A 14,940-nucleotide genomic window follows, 5' to 3' on the forward strand; every position below is an offset into this window, starting at 1 on the left:
ACCGATTTCCCGATTTAGCGAGGTTACCATGCTTTTAGATGCGTCTGCCAATGGGCTCTACGCCATTGCCCCCACACCCTTTGACGATGACGGGCGGATAGATTTTCATTCACTTGACCGGCTGTGCGATTTTTACGAGGAATGCGGCGCGGATGGCATCACCATCCTTGGCGTCTTGGGAGAAGCTCCCAAGCTGGGCGGTGATGAAGCGCTCGAAATTGCCCGCCATGTGCTGGGCCGCAGCCCGCTACCGATCATCGTCGGTGTTTCTGCTCCGGGGTTTGCGGCGATGAGCAATCTTGGCCGCGCGGCCATGGATGCAGGGGCGGCCGGCGTCATGGTTGCGCCTGCTGGCGGGCTGAAGATTGATGAACAGATTGCCGGATACTTTGCCCAGGCGGCCGCTGCTCTTGGACATGATACACCGTTCGTGATTCAGGATTATCCGATGGTCACCGGCGTCACCTCAAGCGTGGCAACCATTGCCAAGATCGTGGCCGACAATCCTGGCTGTATCATGCTCAAGCACGAGGATTGGCCGGGCCTTGAAAAAATCTCCAAACTGCGTGAACTGGAACAAAAGGGCGAAATGCGACACATCTCGATCCTGTGCGGTAATGGCGGACTGTTTCTTGATTTTGAAACCGAGCGCGGGGCTGATGGGGCCATGACCGGCTATGCCTTTCCCGACATGCTGGTGGAATTGGTGAAGCTGGCCGCCGCCGGGGACAGGACAGCAGCGCATGATCTGTTTGACAGTCATTTGCCTCTGCTCCGCTATGAGCATCAACAAGGAGTAGGTCTTGCGGTGCGCAAATATATCCTGAAGCGGCGCGGTATTCTTGCCTCCGATCATCAACGCGCCCCGCGTTCGGTGCTTAGTGCTGCGGCAAAAGCCGAAGTGGACTTCCTGCTCGAACGGCTCGCCGCCAAGGACAGCCGCGCGCAGATGGGAGCGGCGTGATGGATCTGGCAATTGCAGGCAAAACGGCACTGGTGACCGGGGCAAGCGGCGGATTGGGCCGCGCAATCGCGGTCGCGCTGGCGGCAGAAGGGGTAAATGTCGCGATTGCAGCGCGCAGGGCCGATGCGTTGGAGGAAACTGCCAAATTGATAGAAAATGCGGGCGGGCGCGCGCTCCCGCTGGTCTGGGATCTGAGTGATCTGGCTATTATCGACGACCGCATCAGCAAGATCGAAGACGAGTTTGGTCCGTGCGAAATCCTGGTCAACAATACCGGCGGTCCGCCGCCCCATGCGGCTGTCGGAGCGGCGGCAGAATTGTGGGCGAGCCAGTTCAATGCCATGGTCCTCAGCGTGATCGGCATTACTGATCGGGTGTTGCCCGCCATGCGACGAGCGCAATGGGGCCGGGTCATCACCACCGCGTCATCGGGTGTAATCGCACCTTTGCCCAATCTGGCCTTGTCCAATGCCTTGCGGCTCAGCCTGGTTGGCTGGTCAAAGACCCTTGCTGCAGAAGTTGCAGGCGAGGGCGTGACCGTCAATGTCGTGGCTCCCGGACGGATCGATACCGACCGTGTTCGCGCACTCGATGCAGCGCGTGCCGGACGCGAATCGCGCACAGTCGAGGAAGTTTCCGCCGCCAGCCGGTTAACCATTCCGGCAGGGCGCTATGGTCGTCCTGAAGAGTTTAGCGCGATGGTGGCGTTTTTAGCCGGACGTCCGGCATCTTACATCACCGGGTCCATCCACAGGGTGGATGGCGGTTTGCTGGGATCAATCTGATGACGGGTGAGGAAGCAGGCCAACAGGACATAGTCGCAGCGCTGCGCAAGGTTTCAACCGCCACGTTGACGACGGTGCTGGTTGCGCGGGGGCTGCGCAATGTGTGGATTCGCACCGCCAGCCGGATCACCGGAACGGAAAAGCACCGCATTGTCGGGCCAGCGTTTACCTTGCGCTTCATTCCGCAGCGCGAGGATCTCGCCACCCCCGCTGCATGGGCTTCGCCGGTTTCGACCCGCGCTGCAATCGAGGCGATGCCTGCCGGAGTGGTGGCTGTGGCATCGGCAGCCAATGGCGTCGCCGATGCAGGCATTTTTGGCGATATCCTGAGCCTGCGAATGGCTGTGCGCGGCGCGCAGGGGCTCGTCACTGACGGGGCCATTCGTGATTTTGCGGGGGTAAAGGACACCGGATTGCCCGTCTGGGCAGCCGGGGTCGCAGCGCCGCCTTCGGTATCAAGTTTCGTGTTTGCTGGCTGGCAGGAGCCGATCGGGTGTGGCGGAGTAGCGGTGTTTCCGGGCGACATGATCGTTGGCGATGATGATGGCGTTGTGGTTGTTCCCGCCGCTCTGGCCGCAGAAGTGGCTGCCGAAGCGCTTGAACAGGAAGCCTTTGAGGAATGGGTCGTCAAGGAGGTGGCCAAAGGATCAGCTTTGTCCGGCCTCTATCCACCGAATGCCGATACGCGCACGCGCTATCAGGCAGAAACCAAATCGGGACAGGGCTCATGATCGAAGTGCCAGTTTCAGCCGCGTTGCGCCGCGTTGCGCCTTCTGCGACCATCGCCGTTTCTGCGCAGGCGCGGGCGCTGGCCCGTGAAGGACGTGACATCATCAATCTGGGTGTGGGGGAGCCAGATGCTGACACGCCGGCACATATCCGCAGCGCTGCCATTGCTGCAATCGAGGCAGGGCACACGCGCTACACCGATGTCGATGGCCTGCCGCAGCTCAAGGAAGCAGTGTGCAAGAAGTTTTCACGTGACAATGGCCTTGCCTACGCGCCGAGTGAGATCAACGTGTCTCCGGGTGCGAAGACGGTTATCTATAACGCGCTGGTGGCAACAATCTCGGCTGGCGATGAAGTGATCATTCCGGCACCATATTGGGTGTCGTATCCCGATATGGTGTGCCTCGCCGGGGGCAGTCCCGTGATCGTCCCGACCAGCACGGCTACGGGATTGAAACTGGATGCGGCAGGGTTGGAATCGGCGATTACCGAACGGACGCGCTGGCTAATCCTTAATTCGCCGGGCAATCCCACGGGTGCATGTTACAGCGAAGAAGAATTGCGAGCGCTGGCAGACGTGTTGCTTCGGCATCCCCACGTCTGGATCCTGTCGGACGATATCTACGAACATCTGTTGTTTGACGGCCTGCGTTTTTTCACCATTGCGCAGGTCGAACCGCGCCTGCGTGATCGCACGCTCACGGTTAATGGTGTGTCCAAGGGGTATGCCATGACCGGCTGGCGCATCGGCTTTGGTGGCGGCCCCGAAGGTCTGATCCGGCAAATGGCCAAGGTGATGGGGCAGTCCACCACCAATGCCTGCACAATCGCGCAATGGGCAGCTATCGCCGCACTGGACGGGCCGCAGGATTTTCTGGCCGAACAAACTGTTATCTTTCAGCGCCGCCGGGATCTTGTGTTTGCCGCTCTGGCCGAGGCCCCGGGCATTTCGTGTGACCTTCCGCAGGGAGCTTTCTATCTTTTCCCTTCTTGCAGCGGCGTCTTGGGTAAGCGCAGGGCTGATGGGCAATTGATCCAATCCGACGAAGATTTTGTCGTGCAGCTGCTGAAGCACGAAGGAGTGGCAGCGGTTCACGGAGCGGCCTTTGGATTGTCGCCGCATTTCCGCATTTCCTACGCCCTTGATGATGCAACTCTGGAAGAAGCTTGTGCACGCATCATCGGGTTCTGCAGTCGCTTGCAATAGAACTCCCGCCGGTGCTTTTTTCGATATCGTCATCTGGCTTGATCAGAGGGCCTGCCGAGCATCGCAAGATACAAACCGGTGGACTTGCGTGAACGGCGGAATCTGCCCCATTTAGCGCGGACTTCTCCCGCCGCGCGCTCCCAATTGTCCGCAAGGACGAGGCCAAGTTACACTTCTTGCCGCCCTACGCGCTGGTCCTTAGCCTGATCGAAATACTGCGGTCAGGGCTCTGAACCTTGACTGGACATTCCGCGCAATCTTGCCTCGAAGCGATTTCGATCGGGCACCAGATCCTGCAGGCTATATCCATCCAGACGTTTCAGGAAATCGCCGACCGCGAGGCTGAGTGCACCCTGCAGGCCGCACGCCCCAGCGATTGGGCAACTGTTGGTCTCGGGGGTAAAGCATTCGACGAAACCGGACAGCGATTCCATCGAGCGCACGACTTGCCCCACACTGATCTCGTTTTTCGGCATTGCGAGCGCCAGTCCGCCGCCGCGACCACGCTTGGCTTCGATATAGCCGCAATCCGCGAGGTTCCTTGCGACCTTCATCAAATGGTTTCGGGAAATGCCGAAGGCGTCCGCGATACGGTCGACTGAAGCAAGCTCATCGGTCGTCGCCAGGTACATCAGCACGCGCAGCGCGTAGTCGGTGTGCAGGCTCAGTCTCATAAAAGTGGTATATTGGATGCTGCTTAAACCGCAACTGTATATTAGTGGTATATTAATTACCCTTTTTAGTCGGGACCTGCAGAATGTCAGTCAATCACGCAAAGTCCGTGCGCGCAGAGCGGCTCCGCTCGGCGGAAGCGATGGGGATCGATAGCGACTTCATCGATGGGTTGGTCGAGCGCTTCTATGGCAAGGTTCGCGATGACGAACTTCTCGGGCCAATCTTTGCTGCGCGGATTGCGAACTGGCCGGATCATCTTGCACGGATGAAGGCCTTCTGGCGTTCGGTTTTGCATCAAAGCGGTGAATTTTCCGGCAACCCGATGCTCAAACACATCGCGATCCCCGGCATCGAGAGCGCGGAGTTCGAGCACTGGCTTGCGCTGTTCAATCAGACCCTGCTCGAGATCGAACGCGACGAATCCGCCAGCAACCTCATTGGCAGCCGGGCGCGAATGATCGCCGACAGTCTGCTGACCGGCATTCGCATTCACCGCGATGGGCGGCGCGACATCAAAGCCATGAAGGGATTGACCGATACTTGACGAAAACAGCGTTGCCGCGCTCTCAGAGGGCCCGGGCGCGGCTTAGCAACCACTGGACTGCTCGAACACTTCCTCCGAGCCCTCCGGCCCGGCCCAGCCGGAACATTCCGACATGGAGTTTCCGGCCTCGATTTGGGCTGTGATGTTTGCCGGATATGGGGTCTTCTTCGTGTGTATGATCCTTGCAACTGGCAATGACCTGCATGCACTCTTCGCGATCATCGTCAGCATTGGATACACCGTCATGTATTTTGCAGCCGCCAGCATTCTGGTGGGCCTCAGGCCGGCCAGGCGTAGGTCGGATTTCGCACGCGGCGTGGCACCACTTCAGACCTACACCGGGCCAATGTCGATGAAGGCCGTGTTTGGACAGGTGCTTGTTATCCCGATATGTCTGGCGCTGTTAGGCTTTGCGGTCGTGATCATCCGCGCCACGGTCATGTGATGAATGCGGACCCTCGCTTCAGCCTGACGCCCGGCGCCAGCTGCTATCGCCGTCTCGGCCCTTACGATGAGGGATCGATACCGCGCGGCCTGCTGGCAGAGCACCGCCTCAAAGCGGCGGTTTGGGCTACGCTTACTGTCGAGGCAGGTACGATCATGTTTGTTTGGGACGACAAGGAGTGCGATCGCTGCAAACTTGTCGCGGGCGACGAGTTTGTCGTTCCGTCGCGTGAGCAGCATCGTCTGGAACTCGTAGGCCCTGTGCGGTTGTCGATAGCCTTCCACCGCGTTTGAGCGAAACTATACTGCCACTGTCCGGAAGGTCAGAACCAACACATCGCGGTGACCTGTCGATTTCGCGTCTTGCGCCGTGATTGGCGTGACGCCATGCAAGACGCGGATGTCATTGATGAATACTGCATCGAGCGGCTCGACCAGAGTGAACTCAGCCGGATCAGCCAGGCCATCGACGCAGATTTGCGTAGTTCCGGCCTCGACGTTCTTGCGCTCGATAAGGAAAATTCCGACCCAATCAACCCCGTCACGGTGCATGCCCTCCGGTGTCGGATTTCCGGCGGACAAGCCAGCCTCTATGCGGAACTGATGCACCTCGATTTTGAGAGCCGTAGTACCCATTTCGAAGACAGCAAGGCAGAGGTTGAGCAGGTCGGCAAAGACTGGATTTTCAAGCGTGGCCTGCTCCACCTGAGCAAACCAGCGCGCTATCCCGCCGTTGAGCCGATTGTGGTCTCGGCTTTGAAAATGCGCCTGCGGGGCAAGCGGAACCAGACGGCCTTCGGAAAAACGCAGGACCGCGTGACGCCGACGGCGGTAGCGTCCACCGTCAGCCATATAGGTGTCCGATTCCAGCCGATCCCAACTCTCTGCAAATCTGGACCAGGCTTCTTGATCGAACGGTCCGAGCAGTTGGCGCGTCGCCTTCTGCGCGGCGGAAGCCCAGCCGGACGATCGGACACGGGCAACCATGTCACGCAAATTGTCAGTCAAAGTGGTCGAACCTGGCGATGACAAAGTATCCAGGCGTTAATCGCATCCCTTACCGGGCACGCAGACTGCCGCGCCGGATCCTGCCGCAGTGGTAACGCCGATATCCGGCTGCGCAATCAACTGCGCAATGCGGGCACCCAGGGCCAGTTCGGGTTCGTGACCAAACCCGCGAAAGCGGATTATGCCAGCGCGATCGATCAGTACCAGCGACGGGGTGCCGCGCAATTCATAACGCGTCATGGTGATGGGCGCGCCGGCCGGGTTGTCATGCGCATCGACCCCGACCGGAAAGCCAATCCTGTACTCTAGCAGAAAGGCTTCGAGCGACGTCGGGGTCATCGCTGCATGATGCTCGAACACGGTGTGCAGGCCGATAACCGCGACATCGCTACCATTGAACGTCTGCTCGATCCGCTGGAGCTGCGGCAGGCCGTTGGCAACGCAGCCCGGGCACAGCATCTGAAACGTACCGAGGACGATGACGCGTCCGCGCAAATCCTCCAGGGTCAGCGGCTCGCCGTTGAACCAGCGGTTAGTCGCCCAAGGCTGGGCCGGTTCGACATTCATGATCTTCACCCTTTCCAGTAGTCATTGGCTGCGGCAATCGTGGCAAAATGCGTTGCAACGACGTGGGAAACAGCGACGAGCGCCATTGCGTCCTGCTCATACGCGCTGCGTAAGCTGGCGCGGATTTCCGCATTGGGCTGCGTCAGCTTTACCGCAAGGCACGACAATTTGATGGCGAGGGCAAAGCCTTCGTCCGGGTTAGCCGTCAGGAGTGACGCGATGTCAGCCGGTGTTCGCATCGTTGGGCCTCCGCAGTCTGGTTCGGGTCCGGCCTAAGCCGGACCCGCCGACAGAGCCTGCCTGGCTCTGGTTTCCATCAGGGACTTCTATTGGTTGACCCTGCCGGGCAGGCTCAGATCGCCTGAGGCAACCTTGAACACTTTGGCCACGCACAGCAGCGGTGAATGTGCGCTTTCGTTGATGCGCAATCCGGCCGTCACACCGTCAAACCCGGCGGTCTGGACGATGGAGATGTTACCGAAGGGCACTCTGACTTCAACCGTCTCCTGAGTCAGATTGGGCTGCCAACCGGGACTGTCGAGCAGGATCGGCGCCCCTGGCCAGGTCATCGGCAGCCTTGGGCTGGTCCCTGCGGGAATATCCTGCACCTTGAGACCGTTGGCACCGCAGGCCTCGTCCGGCCCGAGCACCACCCAGTGCATATGCCACTCACCGCCATCATTGGCGAGGTTGCCATCCCTGGTCTCATCGAACAGCGGTGTGTCGTCGAAATTGGGATGGGAGGTAACCGCGAGCGCAAGAATGCCAGCGCCGCGCTCGAAACCGACCTCGTAGGGGTCGATCGTTGTCGGCCAGACGTAGGCGAAGACGCTCGATCCCTCGAACCGACCAGTTGCGTTGGGGCGCGTAACGCCCGCTCTTCCGGAAACAGCCATGTGGAATATGGCCACATTGCCCTCCGTCCTGATTTTCGCGTGGACGATATCGAAGGGTGCCTGCACGGCAGTATCCGCTGCGGGACGGATACCGCCGGTATGTTCGTGCGAGGCCGCAATTCGCTCGCTAGACGGGTCCTGGGAATGGGCGCTACCATCGTGTGCCTGCACCGCCGGTGCGGCCAGGGCCAGCGCGGCCGCGACTATGGCAGGAGCGCGCATCATTCCTCTCCCTTGACCGCCGCCATCGAGGCACCGAAATTGATGTGGAACGCTTGGCCGTCGATGACATAGGCCGGAACAGATTGCACACCGGCAGCTGCAGCTTCGCCGACCCGGTCCGGTGCGGAATTGAAGTCGACGATTTCGACGTCGTAGCGCGCCGGATCGAGCGCCTGCCCCAATGCCTGTTCGGCAGCGACGCAGACGCCGCAACCGGCGTGATAGAAAATGGCCTTGGACTTCATAATAGGACTCCTAACATTCAAAGGCACAGAAGATGCCGTGCGCGTTACCCCGGTGCGACACAAGGGCATCTAGGCTGAGGAGGAGGCCTCCTCGTGCTCAGGACAATTGAGGCGCAGATCGAATTGGCGAAGCGGAGCCTTGATCAATCGGCAATAATGCTCGCCTGACTCGGTCGTACTCGTATCGGACACAAAATAACGGCAGGTCAGGCACATACGTTGGGGTGCAATGCGCCCGGAACGTTGCAGTTGCGCGATGGTTCGCACGACTATGCTATGCAAGCTTTCGGCATTGCCGTCGCTCAGCAGACTGACAATGTCTTCAAATCCGTCCGGAAGCTGGCCAAGCAGGGCGCGGCCCTCCAGAGACAGGGACACCCGGATTGCCCGGCCATGATCAGGGTCGGGCCTGCGTTCCACAAGGTGTTTGCTGGCGAGAGCCGAGACAGCATCGCTGGCGGTTGACGAGCGCACACTGAGCTGTGCGGCAAGGTCCTTCAGGCGCAAACCCTCCGGACGGCCGGCCAGCAGCCTTAGCACATCCCCCTGGGTGGGAGTCAGTCCAGCGCCTTCACCGGTCTGCCAGTCTTTCTGGCGAGCCAGGGCGGCCAGACGGCTGAGGCCATAGATGAGCTGGTCGCGAATCATGTTAGGAGTCCTAATCAAATGGACTCCGGTGTCAAGACCATTGCGACAAGGGCTGTGGCTTAGAGGGGGGCGCCATGCCCCTGCGGTTGGATCGGTAGAGCGCCACTGACAGCAAGAAATGCGCACTGCCCGCACGAAATTCTGTGAGTCGATGCTGCTCTACTTCGCATGGATCAAAGGGCTCCGATTCGTGCGCAGACATCGTCACGTATGGCGCAAATATCCGCCGCTGGTGCGCATATTTCCCGACGAGCCTCCGTGGTTGCCTTGGTCACCTGACAGAAATGCCACCTCAAAGCGCCCCGTGTTTGCGTCCGCCGTCTTCTCTACTCTTCCGTATCCGTGCCTATCCTTCTGCAAGTTATTCTATCCGTATCTACGCTGACCGGATCAGGGACTGCGAATTCTGTTGCGCTGGATGCCTCATGACGAAATTCTTGGATCAGGGGGCATCAGTAACTACCAATGAATGGAAGCAAGTCCCATGTCCTACTCTGACAAGATAATCCGCCTCAAGACCGTTCTCGCCCGCACCGGCCTGTCCCGCTCCACCATGTATCGCAAGATCGCAGAGGGGACTTTCCCGTCCCAGGTGAAGATTAGCGTCCACGGCGCGGGCTGGCGGGAATCCGCCGTGAACCGCTGGATCGACGATCCGGTGTCGTATCGGAATGAGAGCGCTGCGCAGTGATAGCGCCGCCTCCGGTCGAGCCGATCTGCGTGAAGGTCAATGACGCTGCGCGCATGATCGGCGTCGGCCGCACCAAGCTCTACGAACTGATTGCGTCGGGCGAGATTGAGGTCGTCAAGCTCGGCAAATCGACCCGTATCACCACTGCCAGTCTGCACGAACTGGTCATGCGGCAGCGCGAGCCGAAGTAGGCTCGGCTGCCGCCTTGTTCGCTGCTGGGGTGCGATTGCCCAGATAGTCTGCCCACTGCTTCATCAGGGTTCGGCGCTTCTCGAAGAAATCGGTTCGGCGGTAGGCGGCTTCGACCTTGTTTGGCAGCTTGTGGGCGAGAGCCTTGTCGGCAACTTCCTTGGGAAAGTCGGTGCATTCGGCGGCCCAGTCTGTGAAGGTGGATCGGAAGCCGTGCACTGTGATGCTGGCGAAACCATCGTCGCGCAGCAGCTTGGTCATGGTCATGTCGCTGATCGGCTTCTTGCCATCGTTGGAAAAGACCAAGCCTGTATCGCTGGTCCGCTCAGCCCAGCGTTTGCGCAGCAGTGCCACAACCGGTGCCGAAAGCGGCACCACATGGGTTTCGCCTGCCTTCATCCGTTCAGCCGGAATGGTCCATACCGTGTTCTCGAGATCGAACTCGGTCCATACCGCAAGGCGCGTCTCGTTGGACCGGACGGCGTTGTAGATCGTGAAGCGCAAGGCGTCGCGTCCGGTCGTCGGGGCGGCGCTGGCAAGCTTCTGCATCAGCGCCGGAACGTCGGCATAGGGCATGGCCTCCATGTGCCCGCGCTTGTCGTTCTGACGTGGCAGGCCTTTGCGCACCGACCGCAACGAGACCTCTTCCGGCACCCAGCCTTTCACATGCGCGAAATCGAGCACTACGCCGATGCGCTGGAGCAAGCGCCGCGCTGTTTCCGGTATCTCCAGCCATATCGGTGAAAGCGCCTCGACGACGCAGGCGCTGTCCACCTTGTCGACCGGCTTTTCGCCGATGCGCGGAAAGAGGTGCCGCTCGAAACCAGACAGCCACCGGGCATGATGGCCATCCTTCCACCCGTCGCCCAAGGTCTCATGGCATGTGCGGGTTGCGGCCTCAAAGGTCGGAATGACCTTGCGCGCCTTTCGCCGTTCGGCGACAGGATCGAAGCCTTCACGAACTCGGCGGCGCAATTCTGCTGCCGCTGTTCTGGCATCGGATAGCGAAACGTCATGCGCCGATCCCAGCCCATAGTCGCGGCGATGGCCTTTCAACTGCATACGCAGCACCCAGGTGCGCGCGCCGCTGGGCTTTACGACCAGACACAAGCCCCTGCCATCGATGTGGCGACCGGGCTTCGCATTCTTCACTTTCAATACTGTCAGCGCCATCAGGTTCGAGTCCCTGTCAGGGATTCATACCGCCAAAAACGGGGGTATTTGGTCCCACAATCGTTCCCACATTTAAGCGGGAATTCAGGCGTTTCAGGGCGACCGACCGCGAACACGTTACAAGATAAATCGCTGATTTTACAGAGTAGTTGGAGACGCTCTGAAATTGCCTGAGACGAAAGTTATAGCGCCTCCTCCGCTACCAGTTTACCGATCGTTCGAATTGGTCTTTGCGGTGGTCGATCCTGCCATAGGTTGATAGGATTGTTGAATTGACGGGGCTTTGCGGACAATTTGATATGTTGCCGGTCATCTGCGTGCTTGGAAGCTGGTCGTCGGGCACCACTGCGGTGGCGGGATATATCGCCAAGGCGGGGGCATGGCCGTGTCCCCCGCATTTCCTTATTAACGACGACAAGTCCCCGGAAAGTCTCGAGTCCGCCGCCCTGCGCGCGCGCTGTCAGGACGTTTTTGATGAGAGAACCTTGATCAAGGTGGGGAGCGTGAGGGATTTCACCGCTTGGTTGGGGCCATGGTTGCAGGAACAATCGCATATCGCCTGCGATGCCGGGCGAACGCACATCGTCATCAAGCACCCGCTTCTGTCGCTGTTGGTGAGGCCGGTTTCCGAATGCTGTGAGGCAAAATGGGTCATGGTGACCCGGCCTCTCGAACAGATCGAGGCCACCAGGATCCGTCGCAAATGGCCCGTAATCTACGGAGAACTTGGCGCAAAGACATTGTATCCGGCCGCCTTTTCAGCGCTGGTCAGGCTCGGTCAAAGCCATGTAACGCTGTCGTTTCCTGAGTTCCTCAGCAGTCCGGCAAACCGGAAGGCGACGCTGGGATGGCTTGGCATGGCCCCGGATTCAAGCCAGCATCATGCTGCGGAAAGCTGGCTCCGCTAACGGCCATCCGCAAGTCCGCCGAGACGCAAGAGAAACCATCAACCTTTTAGGGCGTGATGGTCCATTGGCCGACCCCGCGCAGCCCGACGCTGATCCGGCGACGGACGCCATCGACCGTCTTGACCGCTTCGAGAAAAACCTCGCGCTTGGTAAACCAGATAATTGCGTCCGCGCCGTCTTCGCTGAAGGGAAAACCCAAATGGGCACCGATTTCGCCATTGGTTTGTCCATTATCCTTGGGATCCCAGCCCCAGACATAGCCAACGTCCTTGTGCGACTGGTTCCAACCTCGGCGCGTGACGCCCCCTGACGGCGCGTGAAAATCGACCAGTTGAAAATCATAGGGCGTTCCCGCTGGCAGGTGCGCTCCTGTTTGGCGCGGTGCATGCCAGCGCGCATTGTCCGGCGATGGCGCGGCCTGATCCTGATACCAGCTGCCCTGATGCAGCCCCGCCCAGGCCTGCCAGCCTGAGGCGTCAGCATAGCCTTTGGGGGTGGTAAGCGCTGCAAGACAGCTGGCAGGGGTCAGATTGGTGTTCCACAACCACACTTTACAGCTACCCGCGACGGTCGGTTTTTTTGCATAACGATCGAGCAAGGCCGCGACGATTTCGGCCCGCGTCCACAAACCGCCGCCCGGGCCCGGCTTGCGGTCCCATGCCAGATCGATCTTGTCGCCGGACACGCCGCCATTTCGGGCAGGCTTTGGCCCATGATAGATGTCCTGCAGCAGTTCGGTGTTTGCATCATCGCCCGGGTAATTGTCGGGCCCGGATGGCGGCGCTGGATTTGCTTGAGGAAATATCCGTTTCAGCCAGCCGATGATCGCGCGAGCCCAGGCGAACATGATCCATTCCCTCCCCATCCGGCGATATTTCGGAGCGGAGTGTATATCATTACCCGTTGGGCGTCACGGCTCTGCTGGCGAGCCTCCGATCAATTGGCCTTTGGTCCGCGTCCCGGTTTGCCGGGCTTTTTGTGAAAGCCGGGTTTGCCGCGGTCCTTCGGCTTGAACTTGGGTTTGCCACCCGCTCCGCCATTGCCTTCGCCGTCCGCTTTGGCTTTCGGAGGAAATTTCCCGGCGGGCTTCGGGCCTCGCGGCTTGTCCGATCTTTCGCCCGACGGTTTGCCATGGGGTCCGCGCGGATGCACTTTCACGCCGGGATTGTGGGCGGGGCGATCCCTGCCTGCCCCGTCCCTGCGATTGGCCCGAGCGGCCACACGGGGTCCGTCTTTGGACACTTCAAAGCGGATGGCTTCCTCGTCACTTTCGGTGCCAGCAGTGCGCTGCGTCGCGTCTGCAAATTTGTCGGCGATGGCGGTCGGGATCTGGAAATAGGTTTCGTCCGCTCCGATCCGGATCGCGCCGATTTCGTTGCGGGTCACATGGCCGCGGCGGCACAGCAGCGGCAAGATCCAGCGCGGATCGGCGTTTTGCCGGCGGCCAATGTCCATGCGAAACCAAACCGTGTCTTCAAAGCCTGCACGATGCTTTTCCTTTTGCGCGGCTTGGCGCGCCTCGGGGTTGTTGGGCATCATGTCTTCGGGTTCTGGCATTTTGGAACGATGCGCGTGGACCAGCATGGCGGCCAGCTCTGCCGGGCTTTTCTGGGTCAGCAGTCGCTCGGCCAGTTCGCGGTCGGCATCGGTCACCTCGACCGGTTGCATCAGCGTTTCCATCAAACGTTCGCGGTCCTGCGCCATGATCGCCTCGCGGTCGGGCGCATCGGTCCACAATGCGTTGATACTGGCATGGCGCAGCATGGATTCGACCCGTTTGCGGCGCGGGAAGGGCACGATCAGGATCGCGGTGCCTTTCTTGCCCGCGCGACCCGTCCGGCCCGAACGATGCTGCAAAGTTTCGGCATCGCGGGGGATTTCGACATGGATCACCAGACTAAGGCTGGGCAGGTCGATCCCGCGCGCGGCGACATCGGTGGCGACGCAGACTCGCGCGCGGCGGTCGCGGAGCGCTTGCAACGCCTGATTGCGTTCTTGCTGCGAATGTTCGCCGGATAGCGCCACGACGCTGAACCCGCGTTCCTGCAAGGTGGCATGCAGCCGCCGCACGCTGTCGCGGGTGGCGCAGAACAGAATTGCGGTCTCGGCTTCGTGAAAGCGCAGCAGATTGACCACCGCATTTTCGACTTCTGGCGGAGAAACGGTGACCGCCTGATACGAAATGTCCTCATGGCTGCGGCCCTTGTCGACCGTGGCAATACGCAGGGCATTGCGCTGATAACGCTGTGCCAGCGCTTCAATCGGGCGGGGCATGGTCGCCGAAAACATCAAGGTGCGGCGCTGATCGGGTGAGGCTTCTAGGATCGCTTCCAATTCGTCGCGGAAGCCCATGTCGAGCATCTCATCGGCTTCATCGAGGACAATCGCGGACAGCGCCGACAGGTCAAGCGCGCCGCGTTCCAGATGATCGCGCAATCGGCCCGGTGTGCCGACCACGATGGTCGCGCCCGATCTCAGCACTTTGCGTTCATGCGATGGGTTCATGCCGCCAACACAGGTTGCCACCCGCGCGCCGGAAAGATCATACAGCCATGCAAGTTCGCGGCTGACCTGCAAGGCCAGTTCGCGCGTCGGTGCGATCACCAGCGCAAGCGGGCTGTCGGCGCGGCGCAGATCGCCCGCCTCGTCCAGCAATTGCGCCGCCATGGCGAGGCCAAAGGCGACGGTCTTGCCCGATCCGGTCTGCGCCGAAACGATCAGATCACGGCCAAGCGCTGCGGGCTCAAGCACCGCCGCCTGCACATCGGTGGGCTGCGAATAATCACGCTGGGCAAGGGCGTCTTTGAGCCGGGCGGGGAGGTCTGCGAAGGTCATGTCATGCATTTCATTGGTCGCGCGGCGATACGGCGAAACATCTTTGTCTGGGCCGTAAAGGGTGTTGATATATTCGCGGATCAGCCGCAACGCGCGAATTTTGTGAATTGCTGCGCGCGGTTGGGGCCGCGCGGAAGGGGTCTGTTTAACTCCCCTTTGCGGAGCGATTGCTCCGTCCTTGCCGCGCCCCGTAGCTTACAAGCGTGACAG

Annotated in this window: 20 protein-coding genes; 10 read left to right on the forward strand and 10 right to left on the reverse strand. The window is 60.3% G+C overall.

What is annotated here, in order from left to right:
* Positions 1-28: 28 nt before the first annotated feature.
* Genes ACM64M_RS06155 through ACM64M_RS06170 form a run of 4 tightly spaced genes read left to right on the forward strand, consistent with a single transcriptional unit; the run spans position 29 to position 3,685 of the window.
* Positions 29-964 (forward strand): dihydrodipicolinate synthase family protein, encoded by a 936-nt coding sequence (locus tag ACM64M_RS06155; protein WP_416227788.1) that lies wholly within the window; start codon positions 29-31, stop codon positions 962-964.
* On the forward strand, positions 964-1,749 hold the full coding sequence (locus tag ACM64M_RS06160) for an SDR family oxidoreductase (protein ID WP_416227789.1): 786 nt from the start codon (positions 964-966) through the stop codon (positions 1,747-1,749). Before ACM64M_RS06155 ends, ACM64M_RS06160 begins: the two co-directional genes overlap by 1 nt.
* Positions 1,749-2,480 (forward strand): hypothetical protein, encoded by a 732-nt coding sequence (locus tag ACM64M_RS06165; RefSeq protein ID WP_416227790.1) that lies wholly within the window; start codon positions 1,749-1,751, stop codon positions 2,478-2,480. The genes ACM64M_RS06160 and ACM64M_RS06165 overlap by 1 nt, the downstream gene beginning before the upstream one ends.
* Positions 2,477-3,685, forward strand: coding sequence for a pyridoxal phosphate-dependent aminotransferase (locus ACM64M_RS06170; protein ID WP_416227791.1), 1,209 nt, complete (start codon positions 2,477-2,479; stop codon positions 3,683-3,685). The genes ACM64M_RS06165 and ACM64M_RS06170 overlap by 4 nt, the downstream gene beginning before the upstream one ends.
* A 221-nt stretch (positions 3,686-3,906) precedes the next feature.
* On the opposite strand, the gene ACM64M_RS06175 is transcribed toward ACM64M_RS06170, so the two are convergent.
* On the reverse strand, positions 3,907-4,359 hold the full coding sequence (locus ACM64M_RS06175) for an RrF2 family transcriptional regulator (protein ID WP_416227792.1): 453 nt from the start codon (positions 4,357-4,359) through the stop codon (positions 3,907-3,909).
* Positions 4,360-4,442: 83 nt separating this feature from the next.
* Here ACM64M_RS06175 and ACM64M_RS06180 point away from each other — a divergent pair, with 83 nt between their 5' ends.
* The 3 genes from ACM64M_RS06180 (at position 4,443) to ACM64M_RS06190 (ending at position 5,642) form a co-directional block, all read left to right on the forward strand.
* Positions 4,443-4,904 carry a group III truncated hemoglobin gene (locus ACM64M_RS06180; protein WP_416227793.1) on the forward strand — a complete coding sequence of 154 codons (462 nt, stop codon included), beginning with the start codon at positions 4,443-4,445 and terminating at the stop codon, positions 4,902-4,904.
* Positions 4,905-5,016: 112 nt separating this feature from the next.
* Entirely contained in the window at positions 5,017-5,349 is a 333-nt protein-coding gene (locus ACM64M_RS06185) for a hypothetical protein (RefSeq protein ID WP_416227794.1), read from the forward strand.
* Positions 5,349-5,642, forward strand: coding sequence for a DUF1971 domain-containing protein (locus ACM64M_RS06190; protein WP_416227795.1), 294 nt, complete (start codon positions 5,349-5,351; stop codon positions 5,640-5,642). The genes ACM64M_RS06185 and ACM64M_RS06190 overlap by 1 nt, the downstream gene beginning before the upstream one ends.
* Before the next feature lie 6 nt (positions 5,643-5,648).
* Here ACM64M_RS06190 and ACM64M_RS06195 read toward each other — a convergent pair whose 3' ends face one another.
* The 6 genes from ACM64M_RS06195 to ACM64M_RS06220 all read right to left on the reverse strand — a co-directional run bounded on the left by ACM64M_RS06195 (position 5,649) and on the right by ACM64M_RS06220 (position 8,934).
* Positions 5,649-6,335, reverse strand: a complete 687-nt coding sequence (locus ACM64M_RS06195) for a 2OG-Fe dioxygenase family protein (RefSeq protein WP_416227796.1) — start codon at positions 6,333-6,335, stop codon at positions 5,649-5,651.
* 57 nt (positions 6,336-6,392) lie between these two features.
* Entirely contained in the window at positions 6,393-6,923 is a 531-nt protein-coding gene (locus ACM64M_RS06200; protein ID WP_416227797.1) for a peroxiredoxin family protein, read from the reverse strand.
* A gap of 5 nt (positions 6,924-6,928) precedes the next feature.
* On the reverse strand, positions 6,929-7,162 hold the full coding sequence (locus ACM64M_RS06205) for a hexameric tyrosine-coordinated heme protein (protein WP_416227798.1): 234 nt from the start codon (positions 7,160-7,162) through the stop codon (positions 6,929-6,931).
* 87 nt (positions 7,163-7,249) lie between these two features.
* A complete protein-coding gene (locus tag ACM64M_RS06210) occupies positions 7,250-8,044 on the reverse strand; it encodes a hypothetical protein (RefSeq protein WP_416227799.1) in 795 nt (264 codons plus the stop codon).
* Positions 8,041-8,286 (reverse strand): thioredoxin family protein, encoded by a 246-nt coding sequence (locus tag ACM64M_RS06215; RefSeq protein WP_416227800.1) that lies wholly within the window; start codon positions 8,284-8,286, stop codon positions 8,041-8,043. Before ACM64M_RS06215 ends, ACM64M_RS06210 begins: the two co-directional genes overlap by 4 nt.
* 69 nt (positions 8,287-8,355) lie before the next feature.
* Positions 8,356-8,934 (reverse strand): MarR family winged helix-turn-helix transcriptional regulator, encoded by a 579-nt coding sequence (locus ACM64M_RS06220; protein ID WP_416227801.1) that lies wholly within the window; start codon positions 8,932-8,934, stop codon positions 8,356-8,358.
* Between the two features lie 484 nt (positions 8,935-9,418).
* Between ACM64M_RS06220 and ACM64M_RS06225 the strand changes: the two genes are divergently transcribed.
* Positions 9,419-9,625: a helix-turn-helix transcriptional regulator gene (locus ACM64M_RS06225; RefSeq protein ID WP_416227802.1), complete on the forward strand. Its 207-nt coding sequence runs from the start codon at positions 9,419-9,421 to the stop codon at positions 9,623-9,625.
* The gene (locus tag ACM64M_RS06230) at positions 9,622-9,816 is read left to right on the forward strand and encodes a helix-turn-helix domain-containing protein (protein ID WP_416227803.1); all 195 of its coding nucleotides are present in this window, start codon (positions 9,622-9,624) and stop codon (positions 9,814-9,816) included. The genes ACM64M_RS06225 and ACM64M_RS06230 overlap by 4 nt, the downstream gene beginning before the upstream one ends.
* On the opposite strand, the gene ACM64M_RS06235 is transcribed toward ACM64M_RS06230, so the two are convergent.
* Entirely contained in the window at positions 9,791-10,987 is a 1,197-nt protein-coding gene (locus ACM64M_RS06235; RefSeq protein ID WP_416227804.1) for a tyrosine-type recombinase/integrase, read from the reverse strand. The two genes, ACM64M_RS06230 and ACM64M_RS06235, sit on opposite strands and share 26 nt — an antisense overlap.
* Positions 10,988-11,286: 299 nt before the next feature.
* Here ACM64M_RS06235 and ACM64M_RS06240 point away from each other — a divergent pair, with 299 nt between their 5' ends.
* Positions 11,287-11,895: a hypothetical protein gene (locus tag ACM64M_RS06240; protein ID WP_416227805.1), complete on the forward strand. Its 609-nt coding sequence runs from the start codon at positions 11,287-11,289 to the stop codon at positions 11,893-11,895.
* A gap of 46 nt (positions 11,896-11,941) precedes the next feature.
* Here the strand turns inward: ACM64M_RS06240 and ACM64M_RS06245 are convergent, their stop codons facing one another.
* Both ACM64M_RS06245 and ACM64M_RS06250 read right to left on the reverse strand, forming a co-directional pair.
* Entirely contained in the window at positions 11,942-12,742 is an 801-nt protein-coding gene (locus ACM64M_RS06245; RefSeq protein WP_416227806.1) for a hypothetical protein, read from the reverse strand.
* Positions 12,743-12,831: 89 nt separating this feature from the next.
* A complete protein-coding gene (locus tag ACM64M_RS06250; RefSeq protein ID WP_416227868.1) occupies positions 12,832-14,730 on the reverse strand; it encodes a DEAD/DEAH box helicase in 1,899 nt (632 codons plus the stop codon).
* Positions 14,731-14,940: the final 210 nt, after the last annotated feature.

This window comes from Qipengyuania sp. ASV99, assembly GCF_047872805.1.
Taxonomy (GTDB): Bacteria; Pseudomonadota; Alphaproteobacteria; order Sphingomonadales; family Sphingomonadaceae; genus Erythrobacter.

Coding starts and splice junctions, on each gene's coding strand:
- ACM64M_RS06165 (WP_416227790.1), top strand. CDS start 1,749: ATGACGGGTGAGGAAGCAGGCCAACAGGACATAGTCGCAGCGCTGCGC.
- ACM64M_RS06210 (WP_416227799.1), bottom strand. CDS start 8,044: ATGATGCGCGCTCCTGCCATAGTCGCGGCCGCGCTGGCCCTGGCCGCA.
- ACM64M_RS06185 (WP_416227794.1), top strand. CDS start 5,017: ATGGAGTTTCCGGCCTCGATTTGGGCTGTGATGTTTGCCGGATATGGG.
- ACM64M_RS06170 (WP_416227791.1), top strand. CDS start 2,477: ATGATCGAAGTGCCAGTTTCAGCCGCGTTGCGCCGCGTTGCGCCTTCT.
- ACM64M_RS06195 (WP_416227796.1), bottom strand. CDS start 6,335: ATGGTTGCCCGTGTCCGATCGTCCGGCTGGGCTTCCGCCGCGCAGAAG.
- ACM64M_RS06240 (WP_416227805.1), top strand. CDS start 11,287: ATGTTGCCGGTCATCTGCGTGCTTGGAAGCTGGTCGTCGGGCACCACT.
- ACM64M_RS06225 (WP_416227802.1), top strand. CDS start 9,419: ATGTCCTACTCTGACAAGATAATCCGCCTCAAGACCGTTCTCGCCCGC.
- ACM64M_RS06215 (WP_416227800.1), bottom strand. CDS start 8,286: ATGAAGTCCAAGGCCATTTTCTATCACGCCGGTTGCGGCGTCTGCGTC.
- ACM64M_RS06190 (WP_416227795.1), top strand. CDS start 5,349: ATGAATGCGGACCCTCGCTTCAGCCTGACGCCCGGCGCCAGCTGCTAT.
- ACM64M_RS06250 (WP_416227868.1), bottom strand. CDS start 14,730: ATGACCTTCGCAGACCTCCCCGCCCGGCTCAAAGACGCCCTTGCCCAG.
- ACM64M_RS06235 (WP_416227804.1), bottom strand. CDS start 10,987: ATGGCGCTGACAGTATTGAAAGTGAAGAATGCGAAGCCCGGTCGCCAC.
- ACM64M_RS06245 (WP_416227806.1), bottom strand. CDS start 12,742: ATGTTCGCCTGGGCTCGCGCGATCATCGGCTGGCTGAAACGGATATTT.
- ACM64M_RS06200 (WP_416227797.1), bottom strand. CDS start 6,923: ATGAATGTCGAACCGGCCCAGCCTTGGGCGACTAACCGCTGGTTCAAC.
- ACM64M_RS06175 (WP_416227792.1), bottom strand. CDS start 4,359: ATGAGACTGAGCCTGCACACCGACTACGCGCTGCGCGTGCTGATGTAC.
- ACM64M_RS06205 (WP_416227798.1), bottom strand. CDS start 7,162: ATGCGAACACCGGCTGACATCGCGTCACTCCTGACGGCTAACCCGGAC.
- ACM64M_RS06160 (WP_416227789.1), top strand. CDS start 964: ATGGATCTGGCAATTGCAGGCAAAACGGCACTGGTGACCGGGGCAAGC.
- ACM64M_RS06155 (WP_416227788.1), top strand. CDS start 29: ATGCTTTTAGATGCGTCTGCCAATGGGCTCTACGCCATTGCCCCCACA.
- ACM64M_RS06180 (WP_416227793.1), top strand. CDS start 4,443: ATGTCAGTCAATCACGCAAAGTCCGTGCGCGCAGAGCGGCTCCGCTCG.
- ACM64M_RS06220 (WP_416227801.1), bottom strand. CDS start 8,934: ATGATTCGCGACCAGCTCATCTATGGCCTCAGCCGTCTGGCCGCCCTG.